The sequence below is a fragment of the Leptospira sp. B5-022 genome (assembly GCF_000347035.1).
Classification (GTDB): Bacteria; Spirochaetota; Leptospiria; order Leptospirales; family Leptospiraceae; genus Leptospira_B; species Leptospira_B cinconiae.
In genome coordinates, this window is record NZ_ANIJ01000014.1 from 132,629 (window position 1) to 154,727 (window position 22,099).

At 42.3% G+C, this 22,099-nt stretch carries 20 protein-coding genes; 6 read left to right on the top strand and 14 right to left on the bottom strand.

Translation table 11 applies throughout. The features are described from left to right. Position 1: 1 nt before the first annotated feature. Entirely contained in the window at positions 2-1,882 is a 1,881-nt protein-coding gene (gene nosZ, locus LEP1GSC192_RS05125) for a Sec-dependent nitrous-oxide reductase (protein WP_085988908.1), read from the bottom strand. A gap of 54 nt (positions 1,883-1,936) precedes the next feature. Continuing rightward, on the bottom strand, positions 1,937-2,383 hold the full coding sequence (locus tag LEP1GSC192_RS05130) for a cytochrome c family protein (RefSeq protein ID WP_020768828.1): 447 nt from the start codon (positions 2,381-2,383) through the stop codon (positions 1,937-1,939). Between the two features lie 214 nt (positions 2,384-2,597). Here LEP1GSC192_RS05130 and LEP1GSC192_RS05135 point away from each other — a divergent pair, with 214 nt between their 5' ends. Continuing rightward, complete coding sequence (locus LEP1GSC192_RS05135; RefSeq protein ID WP_020768923.1) at positions 2,598-3,221, top strand: Crp/Fnr family transcriptional regulator; 624 nt, start codon at positions 2,598-2,600, stop codon at positions 3,219-3,221. Between the two features lie 23 nt (positions 3,222-3,244). On the opposite strand, the gene LEP1GSC192_RS05140 is transcribed toward LEP1GSC192_RS05135, so the two are convergent. Genes LEP1GSC192_RS05140 through LEP1GSC192_RS05150 form a run of 3 tightly spaced genes read right to left on the bottom strand, consistent with a single transcriptional unit; the run spans position 3,245 to position 7,127 of the window. Continuing rightward, positions 3,245-3,736 carry a copper resistance protein D gene (locus LEP1GSC192_RS05140; protein ID WP_020768826.1) on the bottom strand — a complete coding sequence of 164 codons (492 nt, stop codon included), beginning with the start codon at positions 3,734-3,736 and terminating at the stop codon, positions 3,245-3,247. Between the two features lie 12 nt (positions 3,737-3,748). Further along, the gene (locus LEP1GSC192_RS05145; protein ID WP_020768914.1) at positions 3,749-5,482 is read right to left on the bottom strand and encodes a thiamine pyrophosphate-binding protein; all 1,734 of its coding nucleotides are present in this window, start codon (positions 5,480-5,482) and stop codon (positions 3,749-3,751) included. Between the two features lie 16 nt (positions 5,483-5,498). Further along, positions 5,499-7,127: an FAD-binding dehydrogenase gene (locus tag LEP1GSC192_RS05150; protein WP_036089149.1), complete on the bottom strand. Its 1,629-nt coding sequence runs from the start codon at positions 7,125-7,127 to the stop codon at positions 5,499-5,501. Positions 7,128-7,336: 209 nt separating this feature from the next. Here LEP1GSC192_RS05150 and LEP1GSC192_RS05155 point away from each other — a divergent pair, with 209 nt between their 5' ends. The 3 genes from LEP1GSC192_RS05155 to LEP1GSC192_RS05165 are packed head-to-tail and all read left to right on the top strand — an operon-like array spanning position 7,337 to position 10,064. Beyond that, positions 7,337-8,227 carry a patatin-like phospholipase family protein gene (locus LEP1GSC192_RS05155; protein ID WP_020768869.1) on the top strand — a complete coding sequence of 297 codons (891 nt, stop codon included), beginning with the start codon at positions 7,337-7,339 and terminating at the stop codon, positions 8,225-8,227. Then, positions 8,224-8,583, top strand: a complete 360-nt coding sequence (locus tag LEP1GSC192_RS05160; protein WP_020768749.1) for a hypothetical protein — start codon at positions 8,224-8,226, stop codon at positions 8,581-8,583. Before LEP1GSC192_RS05155 ends, LEP1GSC192_RS05160 begins: the two co-directional genes overlap by 4 nt. A gap of 50 nt (positions 8,584-8,633) precedes the next feature. Then, positions 8,634-10,064 carry an outer membrane protein transport protein gene (locus tag LEP1GSC192_RS05165; protein ID WP_081603572.1) on the top strand — a complete coding sequence of 477 codons (1,431 nt, stop codon included), beginning with the start codon at positions 8,634-8,636 and terminating at the stop codon, positions 10,062-10,064. A gap of 170 nt (positions 10,065-10,234) precedes the next feature. Here LEP1GSC192_RS05165 and LEP1GSC192_RS05170 read toward each other — a convergent pair whose 3' ends face one another. From LEP1GSC192_RS05170 to LEP1GSC192_RS05195, 6 genes are all read right to left on the bottom strand, one after another. Then, positions 10,235-11,554 carry an N-acetylmuramoyl-L-alanine amidase gene (locus LEP1GSC192_RS05170; RefSeq protein ID WP_369750024.1) on the bottom strand — a complete coding sequence of 440 codons (1,320 nt, stop codon included), beginning with the start codon at positions 11,552-11,554 and terminating at the stop codon, positions 10,235-10,237. Between the two features lie 128 nt (positions 11,555-11,682). Continuing rightward, positions 11,683-12,438 (bottom strand): hypothetical protein, encoded by a 756-nt coding sequence (locus LEP1GSC192_RS05175; RefSeq protein WP_020768800.1) that lies wholly within the window; start codon positions 12,436-12,438, stop codon positions 11,683-11,685. A gap of 54 nt (positions 12,439-12,492) precedes the next feature. Next, positions 12,493-13,179, bottom strand: a complete 687-nt coding sequence (locus LEP1GSC192_RS05180; protein WP_020768872.1) for an O-methyltransferase — start codon at positions 13,177-13,179, stop codon at positions 12,493-12,495. A gap of 4 nt (positions 13,180-13,183) precedes the next feature. Beyond that, on the bottom strand, positions 13,184-14,014 hold the full coding sequence (locus tag LEP1GSC192_RS05185; RefSeq protein ID WP_020768803.1) for an MBL fold metallo-hydrolase: 831 nt from the start codon (positions 14,012-14,014) through the stop codon (positions 13,184-13,186). Then, entirely contained in the window at positions 14,014-15,447 is a 1,434-nt protein-coding gene (locus LEP1GSC192_RS05190) for a pitrilysin family protein (protein WP_020768765.1), read from the bottom strand. Before LEP1GSC192_RS05190 ends, LEP1GSC192_RS05185 begins: the two co-directional genes overlap by 1 nt. Further along, positions 15,444-17,021: a pitrilysin family protein gene (locus LEP1GSC192_RS05195; RefSeq protein WP_020768978.1), complete on the bottom strand. Its 1,578-nt coding sequence runs from the start codon at positions 17,019-17,021 to the stop codon at positions 15,444-15,446. Before LEP1GSC192_RS05195 ends, LEP1GSC192_RS05190 begins: the two co-directional genes overlap by 4 nt. A gap of 95 nt (positions 17,022-17,116) precedes the next feature. On the opposite strand from LEP1GSC192_RS05195, the gene LEP1GSC192_RS05200 reads away from it, so the two are divergent. Then, positions 17,117-17,737: a hypothetical protein gene (locus tag LEP1GSC192_RS05200; protein WP_198289296.1), complete on the top strand. Its 621-nt coding sequence runs from the start codon at positions 17,117-17,119 to the stop codon at positions 17,735-17,737. Between the two features lie 17 nt (positions 17,738-17,754). Further along, complete coding sequence (locus tag LEP1GSC192_RS05205) at positions 17,755-18,174, top strand: lipoprotein (RefSeq protein WP_020768825.1); 420 nt, start codon at positions 17,755-17,757, stop codon at positions 18,172-18,174. A 212-nt stretch (positions 18,175-18,386) separates the two neighbouring features. On the opposite strand, the gene LEP1GSC192_RS05210 is transcribed toward LEP1GSC192_RS05205, so the two are convergent. Genes LEP1GSC192_RS05210 through alaS form a run of 3 tightly spaced genes read right to left on the bottom strand, consistent with a single transcriptional unit; the run spans position 18,387 to position 22,077 of the window. Beyond that, a complete protein-coding gene (locus LEP1GSC192_RS05210) occupies positions 18,387-18,782 on the bottom strand; it encodes a hypothetical protein (protein ID WP_020768981.1) in 396 nt (131 codons plus the stop codon). 39 nt (positions 18,783-18,821) lie between these two features. Beyond that, positions 18,822-19,316 carry a YajQ family cyclic di-GMP-binding protein gene (locus LEP1GSC192_RS05215; RefSeq protein ID WP_020768817.1) on the bottom strand — a complete coding sequence of 165 codons (495 nt, stop codon included), beginning with the start codon at positions 19,314-19,316 and terminating at the stop codon, positions 18,822-18,824. Between the two features lies 1 nt (position 19,317). Continuing rightward, complete coding sequence (gene alaS, locus LEP1GSC192_RS05220) at positions 19,318-22,077, bottom strand: alanine--tRNA ligase (protein WP_020768892.1); 2,760 nt, start codon at positions 22,075-22,077, stop codon at positions 19,318-19,320. Positions 22,078-22,099 lie beyond the last annotated feature (22 nt).

The following is a 22,099-nucleotide window of genomic DNA, read 5'->3' on the forward strand; positions in this document are numbered from 1 at the left end:
TTTAAGGAAGCACCCTTATGTACTGCTGCATTTCTTGGTGAAGCGCCGAACAGAAATCCGTGCAATAGAAAGGATAGATCCCAGGCTTAGGCGCTTTCCATTTGAAAGTCCTGGTCTGTCCCGGCATGATCAGAAGGTTAGGCATTTCAGGCGCCCCACCCACCGCAAAACCGTGAGGAATATCGAAGTCTTGTTCCAAGTTAGTCACATGGAAGAATACAGTGTCACCGCTTCTTACTTCGATAGTATCCGGTTTAAAGTGAGAACGTATCTGAGTCATATAAACTCTGACAGTGTTTCCTTCACGAACAACTCTCGCGTCCTTCTCATTCTTGATCGCATAAGGATGTTTATTTTCTTCTAATGGATAAATTTTTGCGGCCTTATCCATTAGAAGTTTTGCAGGTATCATCTGAGAATAGTGAGGTTCCCCCACAGTCGGAAAATCGGAAAGAAGTTCCGCTTTGCCTCCGGAAATATCGTACAACTGGGCGCTCTGAGGCAGCTCCATACCGACTGGAAGATATCTATCCTTAGTGATCTTATTCAATGCGATCAGATATTTTCCATACGGATCTTTAGAACTTCCGCCTACGATGGAAAGGTGACCCACACTATAGTAAGCGGGAAGATGTTGTTCCACTTCCCAGGTGCCTAGTTCCCATTTTACGACTTCCGAACTTACGAAACAGGAAGTGTAAGCATATCCCTTTCCGTCAAACTCGGTATGTAAAGGACCTAAACAAGGCTTCTTTACTTCACCGGCAAGAGTGGATTCGTATTTTAATATTGGGATATCCATGATCGTTCCGGATCTATGTTCCGGTTTGTCCTTCACTTCCATAAGTTTAGAGAAGGAGTGAACCGGGATCACTGTCGCGAGTTTTCCTCCGCCTACGATATATTCTCCGGTAGGATCCACATCCGTTCCGTGAGGACTCTTAGGAGTAGGCATATAATACATGACTCCCGGGCAATCCTTAGGCTGGAGCATTTTCACTCCGCTCAACTTTTCGGAAATCGCAGGCTGGTTCTCCGGTAGATAATTCCTATAATATTCTCCACCAAAGTTAGACGCCTTTCCTTGGTCCAAACATTGTTTCGCACGAACCCAGTTGAACGCTAAGATATAATCCTTATCATTCTTAGATGCTCCCACTTCTATCATCTTATACGCCTGTTCGGAGTTGTATGATGTGAAGAAGCACCAGTCGTGGGATTTTCCTTTTCCGCAGTGGGATAGATCGTAATCGAAACCTGGAACAAGTATCTGCAGTTCAAGAGAAAGTCTTCCCGATTTAGGATCTACCTTCACCATAGAAACCGTTCCTTTAAAATCTCCTTTAGAAAAATTTTCTATAGGAACACTTGCCTGAGGGATCGGAACGGAGAACCTTGTCGCCGCCATCAGATACTCGGTGTTCTCGGTAGCAAAAGGAGAAGCATGGTTACCCGCACTATTCGGGATCTCGATGATCTCTTTTGTTTCGAAAGATCTTAGATCGATACGCGCAAGTCTTGGCGTGTTATTCGCATTCAAGAACAACCAACGACCGTCTTGTTTTCCGTCCGTCATGGAAGCTTCTATATGGTGGCTATCGTCCCAAGGAACATATCCATGAGTGGTCCTAAGCATGTTCTTAGTTTCTTCGTCATATCCATAACCGTTCTCCGGAAAGACAGAGAACACCGGAATGATCTTGAATAAACGAGTAGAAGGAATTCCGTAGACCGACATTTGCCCGCTGAATCCTCCGGAAAGGAAAGCATAGACTTCATCCTTTTCTCCCGGCGCCACATACACACGTTTCGCCGCATCGGAAGCGAGCGCAGCGGTTGCAGCCCCGTTCTTACATCCGTACCCTAAACCGATGAGGATCATCAGTCCGATAGGTACAAGATTCCTGAATTCGTGTTTTTTCATTTTCTTCCTCCTTTATTTCTTATCCATTTTTCTAAGATATTCCAGGATCTCTCTGGCCTCGGATTCTTGAACGTTTTGAAACGTCATCTGAGTCAGATGTTCTGCGAGAAGTTCCTGAGCGATCGGATCCTTCTGTGTCATCTCGATAGGATTCAAGATCATATTCATGATCCACTCCGGAGTCCTTCTCTCGGTTACTCCCTTAAGCGCAGGCCCCACGACCTTCTCTTCGAATTTATGACAAGCGCTACATTTTGTTTCGAAGTTCAGCTTTCCCTTCTGAGCCATACCTTCATTTAACGTGCCTAACGTAACAGAAGAGACTGGCCCGACTCCTTTACTAGCGACAGAACTCTCGGTCTCCGCCGGTTTTTCCTTCCCGCAATAAGAGAAAGCGATTAAACCTAACAGCACCGGAGCGATCTTGCCGAATTTTATGATATTCTTAATTATCTTCATAAACACCCGAGCGTCCGGCTCTTCAGGTTTCAGTGATGAGATCCAACGGCCGGACTTTCACTCATCTAACTACGTTCAGGAAAGAAGCTCCTTGACCCGGGTCAATCGGCCCGAAAAGCCACGGATGATAATTGTCATGCGGCCTTAAGATCGATTCGTAGATTTTCAAGTCGTCAAAACTTATAGAATAGGATCGAATGAGAATGAGTAAGATATGGGATTAATGATCTTCGATGAAATAACTAAGGATGAGATGTTATCCATCTTTTCCGGCGGAAGGAAACGGACTCTTAAAAAAGACGAATTCTTATTTCATCAAGGAGACGAAACGGATTGTTTACATCTTCTGATCGAAGGTAAACTGCAGATATTCAAATACGATTCAAGCTCCAACGAGATCACTTTGAATTTTTTCAATCCTGTTTCCATGATCGCAGAACTTGCGCTCATCAACGGGATCGCATTTCCTGCATCCGGTAGATTTGTAACGGATGGAGCAGTCCTATCCCTTCCCTTTAAAGAGCTGCGGGAAAAAATAAAAACGGATATTTCTTTAAATCATCTTTTGATCCAATCCTTGTTCAATAAGATCCAAGCGTTAAATCTTTCCATCAATCGCGGAATGACTATGGATTCTTTACAGAGAGTGGCTCACTTCCTGTATTATCTTCCGGAAAGCCAAGCAACACTTGCACATTCCCAGATCGCTTCCATGCTCGCTCTAAGACCGGAAACCTTTTCAAGAGCGCTCAAACAACTCAAGGACCAAGGGATCATAAATCCGGAAAGAGGATTGATAGAGGTTATCAACAAAGAAGAATTGAAAAAATTCTTTTAGTACGTATTAAAGAAGAAGGTCCGCTAAAACGTAAAACCTCTCGAATACGCAAGCCCCAACACAGCGATCAATAATGAGATCAAAAGATTGATCCTTCCGAATATGGATGCAAACTTTCTGCTTCTACTATCCGATCTTACTCCCTTCTCCATTTCCTTAAATGCAGTCGGACCGATCAAAAAATCATGAAGAACGGAACTAAGAAGTAGAAGAAGGAACAAGATCATCTTTATAAGAAAGATCCTTCCATGAGGAGATATCCAGTAAGAAATCAAGGAATACGCCTCGAAATACTCTTTCAAATAAGCGATACTGATACCCGATCCGATCAATATTATAAATACATAATAAGAAAGTTTTCTGAATTGTAACGCGATCTTGAGCAATAGAATGGTTTTAACATCCGAAAGCTCCTTATCCTTATACACAGGACGGAAGATCAGCACAAAAAAAAGCATTCCACCCACCCAAAAGGCAGCCGCAAAAAAGTGGAATAATAAAGCTATAAAATACATGGAAAGAAAGCTTTAGCCTGTCACTTTTCTCCAAAGAGCGCGGCCGATAAATCTGAATTTCTCTCCTAAAGGAAATCTTCCCAGATTGGCTTGGACCACTCCTTTTGTAAATCTGGTGGCTTTAGAATAATCTATCTTTATATCCACAATGACCGGCCTACCTTCTTCCGAGATACGAAATGCCTGCTTTAAGATCGACTCGATGTTTTCATTCGATTCAAGAGAAAGATAAGCGGCGCCGGTGCCTTTTGCAATACCTTCTAATTGTAATTCACCAAGAATTGTACAAGTCTTACGAGAATATGGTATCTGTTGCCCTTGGGAGATCTGGCTTAATTCCCCGTCGTAAAATACACAAATGACTACGCCCGCAGAGTTTGTAGTCGCAGTGAGTAATTCTAATCCGGTCATTAAAAATGCGCCGTCACCCACGATCCCCACAACATTTCGATCCGGGTTTGCGATCTTAGCTCCTATAGAAGCAGGCACACAATAACCCATAGAATTAAAATCGCTAGGAGAAATAAATGTTTTAGAACGTATCACAGGAAATAATTCAGCAGCCAAAAAAGTATGGTTCCCATCGTCCACTACCAGGATATCCTCTTCTTTCATTTGTTTACGCAACTCTCGAAAGAAGATAGAAGGATTGATCCGATCTGCGACGGAATGTTTTTCCCATTCTTCTGCGTATTCTTTTTTCTTCTTTAGGATCAGGTCTTTTATTTTTGCGGATTTTCTTTCTTGGACCCCTTCTTTCTTTAATTTTTCCAATATAGCGCCTAATATATGTTTGGCGTCTCCTTCTAACTCCGATTTAGCAGGATAGTTTTTGGAGAACACGTCCGGATTCACATCTATATGGATCAGATTTTCAGGTACCTTCATACTAAAACTACCGGTAGGGATCTCTGAAAATCTTGTTCCGACAGCCAAGAGACAATCACAATTCTCGAAAGCTGCTTCTCCCGCAGGAACCGAGTACGCACCGAATCCCATTCCGGTATGAAGAGGATGAGTTGCCGGAAACACGCTTAATCCTTGCAAGGTAGTTGCCACAGGGGAACCGATCAATTCGGCAAGTTCGATCAATTCTTTTGTCGCGTTCCTTGCTCCCCAACCTGCAAATATCCCCGGATGGGAAGAGCGCTTTAAAAGTTCACATGCTTTTTCAAACGCTGCCTCGTCGATCTTCCATACGTTCCTTTCCGGCATGAATTTGGGAATATAAGAAACTTTTCCCGAAAACAATTGTATATTTACAGGAATTTCCACAAATACGGGTCCAGCTTCGTCCTCCGTTGCAACTTCGTAAGCTTCGAATAGAATGGGGACGATCTCCTCATGAGTTTCTACTCTAAAGAATTTTTTAGTGATCCCTTTCAAAAACCCGGACTGATCTATTTGATGTAATTGGAATTTTTTTCCAGTGTCCGTTCTCACTCCACCGGAAATGACGAGCATCGGAATTCCATCCAAATAAGCTTCCCCTATTCCGCTTAACGCGTGAGTTGCTCCCGCGGCGGGAACGATCACCAATGTTCCTAAGGACGCGGAAGTCCTACTGATTGCATCCGCCATAAACGCCGCTCCACATTCATGGGTAACCAAAAACGGAGTGATTGTGCTGGATAGATTCAATTCGTCGTATAATTCCGTAGTATGTACTCCTGGTATTCCGAAAGTGAATTTCACTCCGATCTGTTCCAAGGCGTATACGATCAATTCTGCTCCGGTTTTTTTCATATTAATTCTCTTTTATTTAAGTTTTTATAATGGAACGAGCGGCAATTCTGGAGGTAAGTATACAACTTCCTAAAAAAGTCCCTTCTAGAGCGCCTTTCCCGTGAATACCGCCGCCGCCGAAACCGGCTGCTTCTCCCACCGCATACAGACCTTCTATCGGATTTCCTTTAGGATCCAAGACCCTGGATCTTAGGTCCGTTTGGATGCCTCCCATGGATTTTCGAGTCAGGATAAATTCGCGTATAGCGATCAAAGGTTTCGCTTTCCGATCCAAGATCTTCTGGAACTTGCAGGTTCGGGCCCGATCTCCACGATAATTACGAAGTTGAACGATCCTTCTGAGCTGATCGTCGTTATGGAATACTTCTCCCCTTTCGATCATTTCATCGTATTCTAATATAGTTTTTTCTAATCTGTCCCCATCGATGGAACGATCTTCATTCAATTGGTTCATTCCTTCCGCAAGTTCGGAGATGGAATCCGCCACTACAAAATCGATGCATTCTGAACTGATCTTTTTTAGGAAAGATTCGTTCCCGAAAAATAAAGTTTTCAAAAATCCGAAGAAATCCTTGTTTCGGATCGACTCGTTGAATTCGGAACCGGAAACGGCAAGTTCCTTAACTGCGATCTTCCAATTCATGATCTGCCAAGAGAATTTTTCCTCTTGGGCACAGATCCTTTCCACAAGATAGCGTGTATCAAAACCGGTAACTAAAGGGATGGGCCCAATCCTTTCTCCTCTTGAATTCAACCAAAGAGCGGACTTAGGAGGGACAAGACTGAGTCCTTCTCCTTCCCATTTAGGATCAGGATGATGAACTCCTGCGGCATAATTCCACATCTTATCCAGATGGGTCAGGTTAGCTCCTATCTTTGCAGAAGCAGTATGAAGATCTCCTATCGCATATTTATGTGAACCGTTCAGAATTGTCTCGGGCGGTTTGCCAAGAGATCTAGGCCAATATTTTCGGACCTTCTTCATGTCTCCCGCGATCCCGCCGCTCGCAAGCACCGTATGTTCCGCAAAGATCTCGTATTTGATCCCATCCGTTTCGGATTCTGCTATGCAGCCTTGTATTCTTTTTCCGGAGCGGATCAGCTCCTTGGCTCGAGTTCCAAATATAAAATGAAGCCGATTCAAATTTTTATGAGAATATAAGTTTTTCTTTAATGCGGAGATCAAACCCTCTCCGGTTCCCCAAACCATATGGAATCTAGGAACGCTATTCCCAGGTTTGAATAATCCTCTTTCTACCCAATGTACGACAGGGAAGAAGCCGACGGATTTTCCTTTAAGATAATAGAATATATCCTCTAAAGACCGGTTAACGTATTCCTTCGCCCAGAGTTTAGGGAGTTTGTCTTCTTCCGAAAATTCAGCCGTAGAATACCAATCTGAGAGGGCTAAAGAATTATTATCCTCTATCCCGTTCCATCTTTGGATCGGAGTATCCACCATAAAGATACCTCCGAAAGAAAGTCTAGCAAGGCCTCCTAATCGATCCTCAGAATCACGATCTACCAAGATCACTCTTTTTCCGGAATCAAGTAGATCCAGGGCCAGAACGATCCCGGCCAGACCACCTCCGATCACCAAGACTTCGGTGGATAAGGATATTTTTTCCTTCTTCTTCTCTTCCATTTTCGGGATCAATCCTAACTGAAAATCTTTCAGATGCAATTGATCGATATCAATGTGCGTATTAACATTTATCATGTTTAATGAGTTGTAATGGATTTCTGGACCTTGGAGTCTTCTTGAATTTGCAACATTTTTGGAAGAGATGAACTCTTATCTTCTATAAACGGGAAAGAAGGATAAGATCCTAAGTTCCCGATAAAGGAGAGATCATGGAACTTCCTAAAGCAAAAAAAGGAAAGCGAGCGTTATTGGTAGAAGGAGGAGGAATGAAAGGAGCGTTTGCGGGAGGTGTATTACATTCTTTGAATTGTATCCTGCCTGCTAAAAATTTCGATCTAGTTCTTGCAGTTTCTTCAGGGGCTTGCTGTGCGGCTTATTATGCGACCACTCCCGACCCTGAACCTGTTTCCGGAGAACATACTCTTTCTATCTGGAAATACGAACTTGCCGGTAAAAAATTGATCTCCGTATTCCATCCGCTTTTCGGTAAACCTTTTCTAGATCAGAAATATTTAATAGATTATCTATTCCGAAAAAAATATAGGATCTTGACCGAAAATTTAGGAAAACGAGGATTGCCCGAGTTAAGGATCGCAGTAAGTAATCTCCGCTCCAGGTCCGTAGAATACAGAAAGGCAACCAAAGAAAATCTTTTCGATCTATTAAAGGCGGCTACGTCCCTTCCTATAGCAACCAAAGGAAAATATAAGGTAGAAGGTGAATATTTATCCGACGCAGCTATCTTAAATCCTCTGCCATTACAAGATCTCATCCAAGCGGGTTATAAGGACATAACGGTGGTATTAAACTCACCTGTACAACATTCTTCTCCGCCGCTTACATCCATTAGCAGATTTTTATCCTTTCCTTTAGATCGGAAATTGTCTAAGATTATGAAATTTTCACATCATACGAATTATAATAACGCTCGCGAGATCGCTTCCAATCCTCCCAAAGGAGTCCGAATTTATACGATCGCGCCCGAATCCAAACTTCCGGTAGGTCTAATCACCACTAAACAATCCAAGCTTGAAGCGACAGTGGAGCTAGGAAAAGAGATCGGAAGAAGAGCCGCAAAATTTTTAAAACGAAAACTATGAAAACGATCTCCTTTCCTTCTCTCAAACCCGCGCTCGAACGGATCAATTACGAATTGATAATGGACTTCGAAGAACATCATCCTAGAGTCTATATCCATTTAGAATGGAATTCTCAAGAATACAAAAAAGAGCCTCGTTACGAATTCCCGGAAGGAGGATTACTTTTTATTAATGTGCCAACTTGGGAGTGGATGGAATTTATCGACGGGATCCAACCTCCCGAAATGGAGATCCGAGACTTTCGGATCGAATTCATCTGCTTTCCGGAAGATCGAAGGAAAATGGAAACCGCATCCAGGTTCTCCATCCGTTATCCGGCCTATCCGGATCCTACAGTTTACCTCACCAGATTCTAAGAATTGACTTGGATCAATGCATTTGCTGGGTTCTTTTATATAATTTGAGAATGAAACTCGGAATTAATATCAAATATAAAGACATCCTCTCCCGACCGAAAAGGGGCACGGTCCCCTTTTTACCGATCCTTCTCCTTTTCTTATCAATCGACTCTGCTGTGTATGGATTCCAGGGGATCATGCCCACCGCTTTCGGCGCGAGGCAAACCGGGATGGGAGGCGCATTCCAAGCAGTCGGTGGTTCCGTTATGGACTTGGAATCCAATCCGTCTCACTTGGCGAGACTCACTGCCCCAAAATGGGAGTTCGGGACCTCCGTTCATTTTGCAAGAATAGAATATTCAGATTCTTTTATAGACCAGGACCCCAAACTTTCCTACCAAAACAAGATCGTGGAAACTCCAAGGGCTGTTTTCCCGTATATGGGTTATATACTTCCGGTCACGGATCGACTCGGTATCGGGTTTGCGTTGTATACGCAAGGCGGAGGAGGAGGTTCTTTTTCGAATATAAACCGGATCTCACCAGGCAAACAAAGTTTAAATGATACGTTAGACGCCGACTCTCCCTTCGGAACGGAAAGAAGAATACAAGAAGATCTTAAATTCAAATTTATGCTTACTAAGTTGACCCTAGGCGCCGGATACAGATTCGGGAATCTATCGGTCGGCGTGGGCCTTGATCTTGCATACGCATTCATGGAAATGAAGAAGACAAACTTAGACCTAAGCCGCACAGTCGAACTACCGGGAAGCCTAGCTTATAATAGCGATCCCGCTTACTCTTACGGAGGAAAATTAGGATTTTCTTATGAACTTTCCCCTAATATTAGGGTCGCTTATTCTTATACGCTTCGAAACGTTTTACATATGGACGGGCAAATGAAGATAGAAGGAGAAGATCCTATTATCAAAAATGAGTCCAGAGTTTCCAGATATATGGTTTGGCCGGATCGACATATTTTCGGGATCTCTTATAGGAACAATTCTTGGATCTTCGATTTTGATATTAAATATATTCCTTGGTCCCAAAGTTTTAGCACAAATCGTTTTATCTTGGAACAACCTTTAGTAACTACTCCAATCGGCCTGGGATCAAATGTAATGCAGATGAATTTCAGATGGAGAGATCAATATTGTTTTGCTTTGGGTGCGGAATATGAATGGAAATACGGATTTAGGTTCAGAGCCGGATATAGTTATGCTAGAACTCCTATGACCCCTCAAGGTCTAAATCCGATGCTTGGAACCACAAATGAACATCATCTGGCTGGAGGTTTGGGATATTATACTACGAACGGTTACGCGCTTCATTTGGCGATAGAATACGCATTTCCAAAATCGATGAAAGGTAGCGAGTCTTCGGATTGGGCCTTGGCACATTCTATCTTTTCCGCAAAGGAGATCCAACTGACCCAATTCCAATTTAGCAAGTCTGTTTCCGTACTGAGCGTAAGCTTTGGCGTCGAAAAAAATATTTAAGGGAGAAGGAATCAAAAATAGGGATCTATCAGACTCTTCAATGGATCGAACTGCTGATCGCAGAATTGATCCGAGCGACCAGAGCCTAATTGTTTCTCAGGAATTATAAAAGCAAGGAGGAGATTTCGAATGTTTCTGAGTTCTGCCCGTTGTGGAAAGAAGACTCAAGATTACTCGTCACTTACCACCCTAAAATAATTCCCTTCCTTCAAGTTCTCATAACGCGCCCAGTCTATCTTCTTCCCTTTGGGAACGTAGGGTAGATCTGCAGATTTAATTTTGATGCCGTGAAATAAGGAATAGATCCCCACTGCCAAACTGATCGCAGTGTCCTTTTTTCTTTGGGTCAGGATCTTCATGTCCTTCTCCTTATCGATATAACCGATCTCTAAATAAGCGGAGATCGCATTGATAAAAGTAGGAAGACTATAAGTGGAGATATACGGTTTATTGATCGGACCTGGATTGGATAATTCTTCGTCTTGGGTCGGCAAAGTCCTAAGACCGTATTGTAAAAATCTCATGAGTTCCGCTGCGGCGTAATGATTGTCTCCGCCGAATCCTTCTGCGCCGTCCTCTCTTCTCCAGAGTTCGGGTTCTGCTCTTTCTCTATCCCAAAATTTTCCTTTGGCGGAATATTCAGAATGTTTTTTGGCATAAGGCCCTGGACCGTTTAACACCGCTTTGTCGATCCAGCCCGGAGGATCTGCATATTTCCAGGTTACCATGTTTTGGCGGTATCCTTCGAAATTGGAAAGATCCGTTTTTTTCCCGGATTTGTTCGGCCAGTATCCGTTAAAATAGATCCAAGCATCTGCGACTGCATTTTCTAAACGGGACCATTCCATTTTGAAACGCATCCATTCGCTCCAAGGTCCTTCTTCAAATGACTTAGAAGATTTTCCTTCGGATATTTTTCGTAAATTATAGAATGTTCTATAAGAAGGAGAGAGAACCGCAGCCATTCCGCCTGGATGCCCTTTCCAACTTGGATTCAAATGTAAAGACAGAACTAAATAAGGTCGAGCCGCATTGATCCTGGAAATCCTTCCAGGTTTGATCTTTCCTGTTTTTTTATCCGGATAATCATACAGTCTGTAAAAAGCATTTGGGTCGGAAGAAAGATCGGCTCCTTCTTCTTTTGCAGTTTCCTCTCTAGTCAGATCCGAATCTATTCTGATCCAAGGAAGTGTATCGTTTGTGAATTTTTTAGCGTAGGATCGGAATGTTTCGAATCCTTCCTGAGTTTTGGTGAGATCCAAAATTTCTTTTACTTCTTTTGCAAGAGCGAGTACTACTTCACTTTCTCTTCTGGATTTTGTTTGGGCGCCCGCCTTATAAGGTTCCAGATATTTATTCGAGATAGGATCGTACTTGTCTCCGTGTTCTTCCTTAGGTTTTAGATCCAAACCTCCATGGCCCGGATCTATGACTATATTATAGGTTCTTTTCGGGGTTGTTTCTTGGGAAGAAACGGAGAATGAGAATATTAGAAGGAAAAGTGTGAGTAAAATTTTTCGTATCACGTATGGAAATTTATTTCTCCGGGGATCTCAGGCATAGCCTGTTATCCCCTCATGATACGTCAAGGAATCCGAGCGTTTAACCCGGAGATCTTTTAAAGTTTGGTCTCTGCGTACACCATATTGCGGTTGTCGCTCAGATCCACCTTGTATTTCTCCCGGATATTTTTACTCTCCTCTTCGGTTTTCAATTTGCTGAGGATAGAAATTCCGTATTCTTTCGCGATCCTAAGATGCATCAGGCTATCCTTAAATCTGGAGTCCCTTCTCATCTTCTCCGCTTGGATGAATTGATAGTAAGCGATCTGAAGTTTGTGCTGGTTATGAGAGACTTCTCGTCCCGCATATCCTTTTGCAGCCGCCCCTGGTCCGGACTTTTGTTCGATGGAAACGATCGCATCCGCACATTCTCCTAAGAGTTGATCCACTTTTTGGTTATATAGATCGGAGAATTTTCCGTACAGTTTGTTTGTCTCGTCTTCCGTTTCCTTCATCTTACGGCCGGCGACCACATATTTGCGCATTAAAGAATAGCGATATGCTTCGTTGTATTTTTTCCAGATGGTATCGAAGTCCTGTTGAGAATTCTGGACCTGAGATCCGAAATTTTTTACCACCACTTCCAGAGCGCCTAGATCACCTTTGATCTTATTCTGAGTGGAATCCAAGGTCCTGGCAAAATGAAATTCCTCCAAATAATCCCCTTGGTATTTAGGATCTTCGGCTGCGTTAGCCAAGGCAGAACCCTTACCGTCGTTATTTGTAGGTTTATTTTGTGCAGTGACGCCGTACGTAATTAAGAAGAATGCCGCAAGAACCGCGACGATCCGAGGGAAAGAAATTTTTGTCATGTGATCGACCCTTCGCGGTAATATAACACAACGCTTAAGAAGCAAACAAGCTTTTTATTGCTTAAAATCGAAACATAATATTCCGTCGCCGACAGGGAATATGGTGTATTCTATCTTGGAATTTTTGATTTGAGACCATAATTTTCGCACAGCTTGGTCGGAAGGAGCTTGGTTTTGCGGGTCCGCGATCCTTCCATGCCAAAGAACATTATCGTAGATCACTCTGAGATTTCTGCTCTTCCCCTTCTCCAGGATCATCTCTAAAATTTCAGGGTAGCGGACCTTGTCACAATCCACAAACATCAGTTCTTTCTTTCCGTAAGAAGAAGTGTCCAAAAATTCTTTTGCGATCTCGGAACAGTCCGCATTCGTAAATTCCACTCTGGGTGAGTTCGGCTCCAGCTTGGCAATAAATTCTTTCGCAACTTGGATGAACTCCGCTTCTCTATCTACGGTTCGGACTTTTACGTTTTTGCGGACTGCGGATAAAAGCCAGATCAACGAGATCCCATAACCGGTCCCTAATTCCAAAACAATATCCGGATCCCAAGAAGAAGCCAAAAACGCAAGCACTGCGCCCGAGGCAGGAGTTAAAACAGGGAACTTGTCTTGAGCGGCCTTTTTTTCAAGGTCTTCCAGCCAGTCATAAGGGCGCTTTATTAATTCAGAATGGATCCAATCCTCTAATCCGTCTTTATAAATAGAAGACCCGTATTTCTGTTTCGGATTTTGAGGAGCCATAAAATTATCCGGGAAGAAAAAGGTGGATCCTATCCCTTTCGGAAAGGGGAATTCTTTTAGAGAATACTTTTCGAATATATGCGGAAGGATATCGTTTTGAAAAATGGATCAGAACTATCTTTTCGTTCTTAAAGGAGGAAAGATGATGTATTATCTCATCCAGATGGATATGTCCCCATTCTCTCGCATCTTCCACATTCCTTTCGTGATCTATATAGGTGCATTCTAAAAAAAGGATCTCGGATTCAGCCACATCTTTATGGGTCAGCACATATTCGATTTTAGTATCGCCGGAAAAACTAACCACAGGTTTGGAACTAAGTTCGTTGATATCGATCCCTTCTTTTTTCTTTTTTAAAAGTTCGTCCCTATCCAAACCTATAAATTCGGTTCTTAATTTTTTCTTTCTTTCATAAATCGTATACCCTTGGGAATCCACTCTATGGAATGTTTTCCATACTTTAAAAAAATGGGATGCGTCTATTTCAACCTCTTCTCCTTCTTCTAACCCTTTCATTTCGTAATGGTAAGTGAAGTCTTCTATCTTGGAATAGAGGGACAAAATTTCTCTCATAGGCGCTTCTAAGGTTTTAGGAAGATATATTTTAGGAGGTCCTAATTTACGTAAGGATCTTTGGGAAATATAATAAGGTAACCCTGCAGAATGATCCAAATGTGCATGGGTCAAAAGTAATCTTTCGATATTGATTCGGTTGGGATTTTGGTGTCCAATATCGAACATCAACCCTAATCGAGGCATTACTACGGAAGTGCGAATTCCTCCTTCCGAAATTCCTTCGAATAAATATCCTCTATGTTCGAATGTACAATCCATTATGGAATCGGATCTTCCGGGCCGATCGTTTTTTGTCCAGGCAGGTCGGAAGAGACGGAAGATCTTGGGCCGGAGATCACTGCGGTAAGTTTATCTCTTCTAAAATAGATCTTACCTACTCTTCTCAAATCTGCAAGAGTAACTTCCTGGATTTTGTCTCTATAATTCTTCAGATAATTCTTAGGCATTTTATGCTCTCTGAAACGGACCTCATTGCGGAGAATTTCGACCGAATCGGTAAACAGGAAGATAAACTTGTTTAGGATGGCTTCTTTCGCGTTCTTCAATTCCTCTTCGCTTATATTAGAGAATGTAGAATCTCCCAAAATTTCTCCCATGAGATTATACACTTCCATGGTGCTTTGGGATTTCGTTTGAGTAAAAAAGTAGATCACCGAGTGATCTTTTTCAAATACAGGATGACTGGAAGAAGAATAAGCCAGTCCCTTATCCGAGCGGATCTTACTCATAAAGTAGGACGTAAATCCCCCGCCTCCAACCAGATAATTCAAAACTTGCACCGCATAAAAATCCTGATCGTTATGCGCAGGCCCTACTCCCAGAAACAGGACAACATTCTGAGTATTCGCTTTGTCCACGATCAGGTTTTTGATCTCTTTACTTTTTAGTTTTTTATTCAACTCGTCAGGTATGGAACTTTCAGACTCCATCACAGGAGTTCCGGAGAATGCAGGCAGAATATCTCCTAAAAACTGAGGGATCTCTTCTTGGTTCCATTTACCGCTAACTAGAATAGAACGTCTAGAACTCAATAATTGATTCTTATAATATTCCCCTAGATCTTCTTCTTTTAATTGTTCAAGTGCGGATAACAAAAGAGACTTACCTTTTACTTTTCCTTGGTATACGAGTTCGTTTGCTTTTCTAAAAGCTAACCCTACGATATTATCGTTTCTCCTTTTGATCTGTTCGCCTAATTGTAATCTTGCGATTTCAAAAGCTTCTTTTCCGAAAATCGGTTGTTTTAGAAATTCAGAGATTAGAGCTTTGGATTCCTGATCATATCTGGAAAGCCAGGAGAATGTTAAAGTCACGGTGTCCAGATCAGAATCCACTCTCAGTTTGGAACCGAAGGATTCCCAGACTTCCGCAAAACTTTCTCCGGGATGGGAGATTGTACCTCCCCTCTTCCAAGCTTCCGGAAAAATTTCCACTAGTTCGAAAGGAGTTTTTGTGTAAAAAGAAGGTCCTGCGTAAAATGTGATCTCCAGGGTTTTAATAGGGAACTCGGGGTTTTCCAAATATAAGATCCGAGTGTTCGGGTCCTGACCAATCTCCCGAATTTCAGGAAAATGGAATTCTAAGGCGGGGATCTTTACGTCTTTTACAAAATCTCCCGGAGCCGCGTCCGAAGTGATAAAAGGGAATAAAAACACAAATGAAGAGATAGTTAATCTTTTTATTATATTCATTTTTTCTCTCCGTCGGAATTGATCAGATCGCCTACGGTAAGGTTCCTATGTGTGAAATATTTTTGGGCCACTCTCATGATATCTTCGGGAGTGACTCTATCCAATCGAGCGTAATCGTCAAAAATTTCCGTCCAATCTCCCGCCACTAGCTCGTAGTATGTAAGAACATCCGCTAGTTTAGAATTACTATTCAAACCTCTGATATAATCGGCAACGATCTGGTTTTTGATCTTCGCCAGTTCCACTTCGGCAACCGCTTCTTTTTTGAGAGTTTCTATTTCTTCCAAGATAGAAGTTTCTATCCTGTCCGGGTCGGCCCCTCTCACATTTGTCACATAGATCGCGAATAGATTTGCGTATCTTTCTCCCGGTTCTCCAGTCCAACAGGCAACTCTCTGGGCAAGTTTATCTCGAAGTACCAGTCTTTTATACAATCTACCGGTTTCACCCTGGGATAAGATCGCATCTATCAATTCTAAAACAGGTTTATCCGGATGAGGAGAAGCTGGAGTCAGCCAACCCATTACTTTCATAGGACCGGAAGAATGTTTTACGGTCACTCTCCTCGTCTCATGATCAAAACTTTCTTGTTCATGAGAAAGTTTAGGGGAAGGTCCGTCCGGAATATCTTCGAAATATTTTCGGACTAAACTTTCTGTCTTATCGAAATCCAGATCTCCTACGATCCCGATTGCCATTTTATGCGGTCTGTAATTCTTTTTGAAAAATTCTTCCGTTTTATCTATGTCCAAAAAAGGAAGATTGGATTCGTAACCGATCACAGGCATTCCGTACGGATGTTTCGGAAAAGCGGCGCCTAAAAATTTTTCTCTTAAGATCCCCATTCCCTGGTTTTCCACTCTCATCCTGCGCTCTTCCAGGACCACATCCCTTTCCGTATAATATTCCCTTAATATAGGATCTTTTAATCTATCGGATTCCAGTTTAGCCCAGATCTCCAATCTATTTGCGGGAAGTAAAATCTGATAATTCGTAACATCATTCGTCGTATATGCGTTAAAACCTGTGCCTCCGTTCTTTTCGTAAATATAAGAATCTTCGTTAGAAACCACGAATTTACGATGAAGCTCCAACAGATTTTTAAATCTGATCTCTAAAATATTTTTATCTTTGATTAACTTTTCCGGAACAGGCTCCCCTTTTGCAGCCAGTTCTCTTTCCTGCATACGATACGAATCTAAACGTTTTCCCCAAACGCGGATCTGTTCCAGATATACTTTTTCTTTTTCAGAATCGGTGACTCCTATATTTTTCGTACCCTTAAAAAGCATATGTTCCAGAAGGTGAGCGGTTCCCGCGATCTCAGGAGTTTCGTCCGCAGCCCCCACCAAAAATTTGGTATAAACTGCGACCGTAGGAGAATCGGCCCTTTTCATCATAAGAAGCCGAATCCCATTTTTCAGAGTAACCTTCTTCACTCTGGACTCCAAAGTGGTTCGGATCTCGGAGAAGATGTCTTCATTTGCGAAAGTTTCGAAGTTTATAAGAAGACAAAGAATGAAAAACGAAAAGCTGAAACGAGAAATTACGGACTTGGAAAGATATTCCCACATAACCAACAAGTTTTCCCCTAAAAGTTATGTTGTCCAGAAGTTACCGGGAAAAAATCCCGCTGGTTTTTGTAGAGGGGAACAATAAACTAGGAACTATGTTGAGGGTATTGTCGGTCGTATTCCTGACATTTTTTTTCGGGTATTGCGAGCCCGCAGATCCCGAATACCGAAGAAAAATTTGGGATAACTTAAATGACTCAGGTTTTATTTCTCACGATTATTTCCAAGTTGTTGTGACAGTTCCGGTCCCGAACCAAGAAAAACCCCTTCTAACACTGAGAGAAGATTGTAAGTCAAGAGCGCTCCGTAAAAGAGATGAGATATCGGTTAATTTGCTTTTAGCACAGATCTCAGAGGAAAGAAAAACTTGGATCGGTGTCGGAGTTAATTCTACGGTTCCCAAGTATGAGCCGCTTCCTGGGCCTCCACAAGCGGTTCGTACCAAATCCAATTCTCCTATGGGTGCCGCTTCTATCGCTACCCAAAACGTACAGGCCCAGGTTGAAGACGATTCTCCGGAAGAAAAAAAAGAAAAAAAGAAGACGGAAATCGTAAATGCGGATTATTTAACTTACCGAGCTTCTTTCGCTTGGCTTTTGGATAAACTGTTCTTATATAGAGAAGATTATAGCGACCCTAAGAGCTGCACTTTCGTTTTTAGAGTTGTGGATGCGGATTTACTCAAGCGAACCTTAGAATCTAAAATTATTCAATAACAAAGGAATCTAACGCTATGCATACAAAAACGATTTTTGCGTTACTGGTCGTTTCTCTCATTTCCGTATGTAAAACTCCTCAAACGGAAGAACCTAAAAAAGAAACTCCGAAGAATGTTGTGGAAGAGTCCGCTCCGACAGAAGACGACCAATTCGTAAAAGCGACCGAAGGTTTTATCAGCTCATCTACCTATCAAGTTGTTGTGTCTTCCTTGGATGGGAACGAGGGTGAGGCATTGGAATTGGCGAAAAAAAGAGCCTTAAATCTTTTTATAGCGGAAAAGGGAGACTCGTTTCGTCCTACCGACAGAAAATTCCTGAAAGAGTTAGTGGATTCCAAAGGAAAAATAGTAAAAGTTTCCAAACCGATCAACGGCAAGACATATTATCTATTTCATGTATCTCAACCGGATCTAAAGATAGAAATTAAGAAGTGATAAAGAACTACTTTGTAGGAATTCGCACAACGTATTATTTAACAGGATCTTTTTAACGGATTTCCCCTTAGAACTCCTACATGGCATGATTAAATTGTATAATGTTTGAAGAACCTGACTGTTGGCACTCCAACGTCGGCTGCTTCTTAAAATAAGTCACAAAAAAAGCGGCATCTCGGCCGCTTTATTTGTGAGGAAGAGTAGATATTCAATTATTGTATAATTTCTTTTTGTAATATCTTCCCAGGAATGCAGATATTCCTGTTATAGTCGCAGTAGAAAATTTTTGCGTGGATCTCCAGCTCTCCTTTTCCTTCCAATTTTATCTGCATTGGCTCCACTGATTCGAAATATTCTTTTTTGCGGGGAGAAGTTTTACCTTTCAGTTTTAGATCCGCAGAGACCACTTTTAATCCGAATCCAGGATTGAGTAAAATACGATGGGGAGCCTCTTTTTGGATCCCGAAATTTTCGGGATGAGCCACTTTCAAAAGATAAACGGAAGGTGAAGATTTTTCTATTTTGAACTTGATCGGATTTTCCTCTTCTGCAGAAAGTCCTGAGATTAGAAGAATAGAAATAATTGCGGGAAATAGAAAACGTTTCATACTTAGATTAGACCCTTATCGTTTCGGAATGTTACGGTTTTATCCTTTAAAATTCTGGAATTGAACATCGAAAGGAAGGTTCGCAGATTTTAAAAGTCTCATGATCTCTTGGAGATCATCCTTCTTCTTTCCTTGGATCCTAACACAATTCCCCATGATAGTAGGGATCACTTTCAATTTGGAATCTTTTACGATCTTAGTGATCTCTTTGGTCTGTTCTTTTTCAAGACCGTTGCGGATCTTCACTTTCATCCGAACGGTATTACCTGTAGCAGGTTCCAATTTGGATTTAAAATCGAAGGACTTGAGACCGAGTCCTCTTTTTGCCATTTTGTTGATCAAAACATCGATCACACTTTCCAATTTTGCTTCATTGTCCGAGATAAGGATCAGATTCTCCTCTTCCAATTTGATCTCCGACTTGGAACCTTTAAAGTCGAATCTATTCTTGATCTCCGCGATCGCTTGGGTAACCGCATTTTGTAATTCAGGTCTATCTATCTCGGAAACAACATCAAATGATGGATCGCTCATCTTATTTTCCTCCGTTCAAACTGGAACTTGCTTTTTCCAATGCGGATCGGACTGCTTCTTCCACTTTGGAAACTTCTTTTCCTCCGCCTTGTGCCATATCCGGTTTTCCGCCGCCCTTTCCGCCTAAAATTTCACAGGCGGTTTTTACAAGTTCTCCGCAATGGATCTTTCCAACCAAAGAAGAGGAACAAGTAATTACGATACTCGCGTCTTCCGTGTTTTTGCTGGCAAGAATGGCTACTATTTCCTTCTCTCTTACCTTGATATTGTCGGAAAGTCCTTTTAATGCCTTCGCATCCTTGGACTCAAATATCGCAGAAACAATCTTAACGGAACCGATCACTTTAGAATTTTCGAATACTTTTGCGATCACTTCCGGATTGTTCTCGAAGTCCCTGGATTCTCTATTTTTTTTCTCTTTTAAGAATTTGGATTGGGTTTCTTCCAATTCGAGCGAGAGTTTTTCGGAAAGATCTCTAAGAAAAACGACTGCATCCGCCCCCTTGGTCTCGAATAAGGATCTAATCTCATCCGGTCCTGGGATAATCGTTTTGATAGAGAATGAGGCACCGTCTGTGGCTAACTCGTCTTTGATCTTTAGATTTAGATTTTGGACAGCTTCCGTTAATTCTGCAAATCTGTTTTGGAAGGTTTCCACAACCAGCGGGCCTGCCACTGCTTCTATCCTTCTATTCCCGGCACCCGGGCTGGATTCTTTTTTAATGAAGAAGTATCCGATATCCCCTGTATTCCCCACATGAGTTCCCCCGCAGAATTCCAAGGAGCGATCGCCCATCTGAAGAACTCTTACACTGTCTCCGTATTTTTCGTCAAAGGCAGCGACTGCTCCCGTTTTTTTAGCTTCTTCGATCGGAAGGACCTTTGTATCGACCGGGATATGACGCACGATACTTTCGTTCACCCAGGATTCTATATTACGAATTTCTTCTGGACTCAAAGGGCTCGGATGAGAGAAGTCGAAACGTAGATATTCTGGAGATACGATGGATCCCTTTTGGAGCACATGATTTCCCAGTAAAGTGCGAAGTGCGCCGTTTAATAAGTGGGTTCCGGAGTGATGGAATTTGAGTCTTTCTCTTCTTTCCTTCTCTACTTCCAACCTAGCCTTGTCTCCAACGGAAAAACTTCCGGAGAGAACGGTTCCGATATGAAGAATGTTATCATTCTCTTTCTGGGTGTCCAAAACCTTAAAGACGGACCCGTCCTTTCGGATGAATCCGATATCCCCCACCTGTCCTCCTCCCTCCGGATAGAACGGACTGGAAGAAAATACGAATACTCCTGACTCCCCTTCTTTGAGCGCCGTAGCTTGTTTATTATCCGAGAATATAAATTTAAGATCGGACTCGGCTTCTAAAACGTCGTAACCCAAAAATTGGGTCTTATCCGTTTTGATCCCGGTGAATAAAGAGACTTTGTTTGCTTTCCAGGTCTCGCGAGAAGATTGCCTGTCCTTCTCCAATTCGTCCTCGAAACCTTTACGATCGAAGGAGAGTCCGTGTTCCGCTACGATCTCTTCCGTCATCTCCGCAGGGAAACCGTACGTTCCGTATAACAGAAAGCTGTCTTTTCCGGAGAAAGTATTGGAACATTCCGATTTTGTTTTGGAAACGAGGACTTCTATCTTTTCCAAACCGATCTCTAAGGTTTTGAGGAATAACTCTTCTTCTGCGAGAAGTGTTCTTTCCACGGAGGAAATATGTTTTTCCAGTTCAGGATATCTTTCTTTATAAATATCGCATACCGATTTTGCCAGTTTGTATAGGAAAGGTTCTTTTAGATCCAGTTTTCTAGCGAATAATACGGCTCTACGGATCAGGCGACGGATAACGTATCCTCGCCCGGTTCTGTCCGGATAGATCCCGTCGGATACGGTAAACAATACGGAACGAATATGGTCCGTGATCACCCTAAAAGGAACTTTAGTGGATTCGTTATACGTTTTTCCCGAGATCTTTTCCACTTCTTGGATGATCTTTTTCAGCTCGTCCGTATCATAAACGGAATCCACGCCTTGCAGAAGTAAAGCCACTCTTTCCAATCCGGAACCGGTATCGATGCCTGTTTGTTTGAGCGGATGAAGATTTCCTTCCGTATCTTGGTTGAATTGGTTGAATACTATATTCCAAAATTCTAAAAAACGATCACAATCACAACCCGGCTTGCACTCGTATTTGACACCACAATCCGGGAACGCTTTTTCCGGCCCTCTATCCAAATATAATTCGGAACAAGGTCCGCAAGCGCCGCTATCGCCCGCAGGTCCCCAGAAATTATCTTTTTTTCCTAAACGAGTGATCCTTTCCTTCGGAATACCTTTGGAGATCCAAATTTTTTCTGCTTCATCATCATTTTCGAATACAGTGATCCAGATCTTCTCTTTAGGAAATCCAAGATAGTTTACCGAGCAATCCAGTGCGTATTCGATCGCTTCTTCCTTGAAATAATCTCCGAAGCTGAAGTTTCCCAACATCTCAAAGAATGTACAGTGCCTTTCCGTTTTACCTACATTCTCCAGATCCGTGGTTCGAAGACATTTTTGAGCGGAGGCGGCTCTTGTATAAGGAAGTTCCACAGCGCCTGTGAACAAAGGTTTGAACTGCACCATTCCCGCAGTCGTGAATAGAAGTGTAGGATCTCCCGCAGGCAATAAAGAGGAAGAAGGCACTATTGTGTGGCCCTTCTCCTTAAAATAATCCAAAAAAATTGTGCGGACTTCGGAAACTTTTTTAAAATTCATGTATCCCCTAAAAACAGAAAAT

Bases quoted from the DNA above. Each gene is read 5' to 3' on its own strand.
- nosZ (WP_085988908.1), bottom strand. From the start codon at position 1,882: ATGATCCTCATCGGTTTAGGGTACGGATGTAAGAACGGGGCTGCAACC.
- LEP1GSC192_RS05130 (WP_020768828.1), bottom strand. From the start codon at position 2,383: ATGAAGATAATTAAGAATATCATAAAATTCGGCAAGATCGCTCCGGTG.
- LEP1GSC192_RS05135 (WP_020768923.1), top strand. From the start codon at position 2,598: ATGGGATTAATGATCTTCGATGAAATAACTAAGGATGAGATGTTATCC.
- LEP1GSC192_RS05140 (WP_020768826.1), bottom strand. From the start codon at position 3,736: ATGTATTTTATAGCTTTATTATTCCACTTTTTTGCGGCTGCCTTTTGG.
- LEP1GSC192_RS05145 (WP_020768914.1), bottom strand. From the start codon at position 5,482: ATGAAAAAAACCGGAGCAGAATTGATCGTATACGCCTTGGAACAGATC.
- LEP1GSC192_RS05150 (WP_036089149.1), bottom strand. From the start codon at position 7,127: ATGGAAGAGAAGAAGAAGGAAAAAATATCCTTATCCACCGAAGTCTTG.
- LEP1GSC192_RS05155 (WP_020768869.1), top strand. From the start codon at position 7,337: ATGGAACTTCCTAAAGCAAAAAAAGGAAAGCGAGCGTTATTGGTAGAA.
- LEP1GSC192_RS05160 (WP_020768749.1), top strand. From the start codon at position 8,224: ATGAAAACGATCTCCTTTCCTTCTCTCAAACCCGCGCTCGAACGGATC.
- LEP1GSC192_RS05165 (WP_081603572.1), top strand. From the start codon at position 8,634: ATGAAACTCGGAATTAATATCAAATATAAAGACATCCTCTCCCGACCG.
- LEP1GSC192_RS05175 (WP_020768800.1), bottom strand. From the start codon at position 12,438: ATGACAAAAATTTCTTTCCCTCGGATCGTCGCGGTTCTTGCGGCATTC.
- LEP1GSC192_RS05180 (WP_020768872.1), bottom strand. From the start codon at position 13,179: ATGGCTCCTCAAAATCCGAAACAGAAATACGGGTCTTCTATTTATAAA.
- LEP1GSC192_RS05185 (WP_020768803.1), bottom strand. From the start codon at position 14,014: ATGGATTGTACATTCGAACATAGAGGATATTTATTCGAAGGAATTTCG.
- LEP1GSC192_RS05190 (WP_020768765.1), bottom strand. From the start codon at position 15,447: ATGAATATAATAAAAAGATTAACTATCTCTTCATTTGTGTTTTTATTC.
- LEP1GSC192_RS05195 (WP_020768978.1), bottom strand. From the start codon at position 17,021: ATGTGGGAATATCTTTCCAAGTCCGTAATTTCTCGTTTCAGCTTTTCG.
- LEP1GSC192_RS05200 (WP_198289296.1), top strand. From the start codon at position 17,117: ATGTTGAGGGTATTGTCGGTCGTATTCCTGACATTTTTTTTCGGGTAT.
- LEP1GSC192_RS05205 (WP_020768825.1), top strand. From the start codon at position 17,755: ATGCATACAAAAACGATTTTTGCGTTACTGGTCGTTTCTCTCATTTCC.
- LEP1GSC192_RS05210 (WP_020768981.1), bottom strand. From the start codon at position 18,782: ATGAAACGTTTTCTATTTCCCGCAATTATTTCTATTCTTCTAATCTCA.
- LEP1GSC192_RS05215 (WP_020768817.1), bottom strand. From the start codon at position 19,316: ATGAGCGATCCATCATTTGATGTTGTTTCCGAGATAGATAGACCTGAA.
- alaS (WP_020768892.1), bottom strand. From the start codon at position 22,077: ATGAATTTTAAAAAAGTTTCCGAAGTCCGCACAATTTTTTTGGATTAT.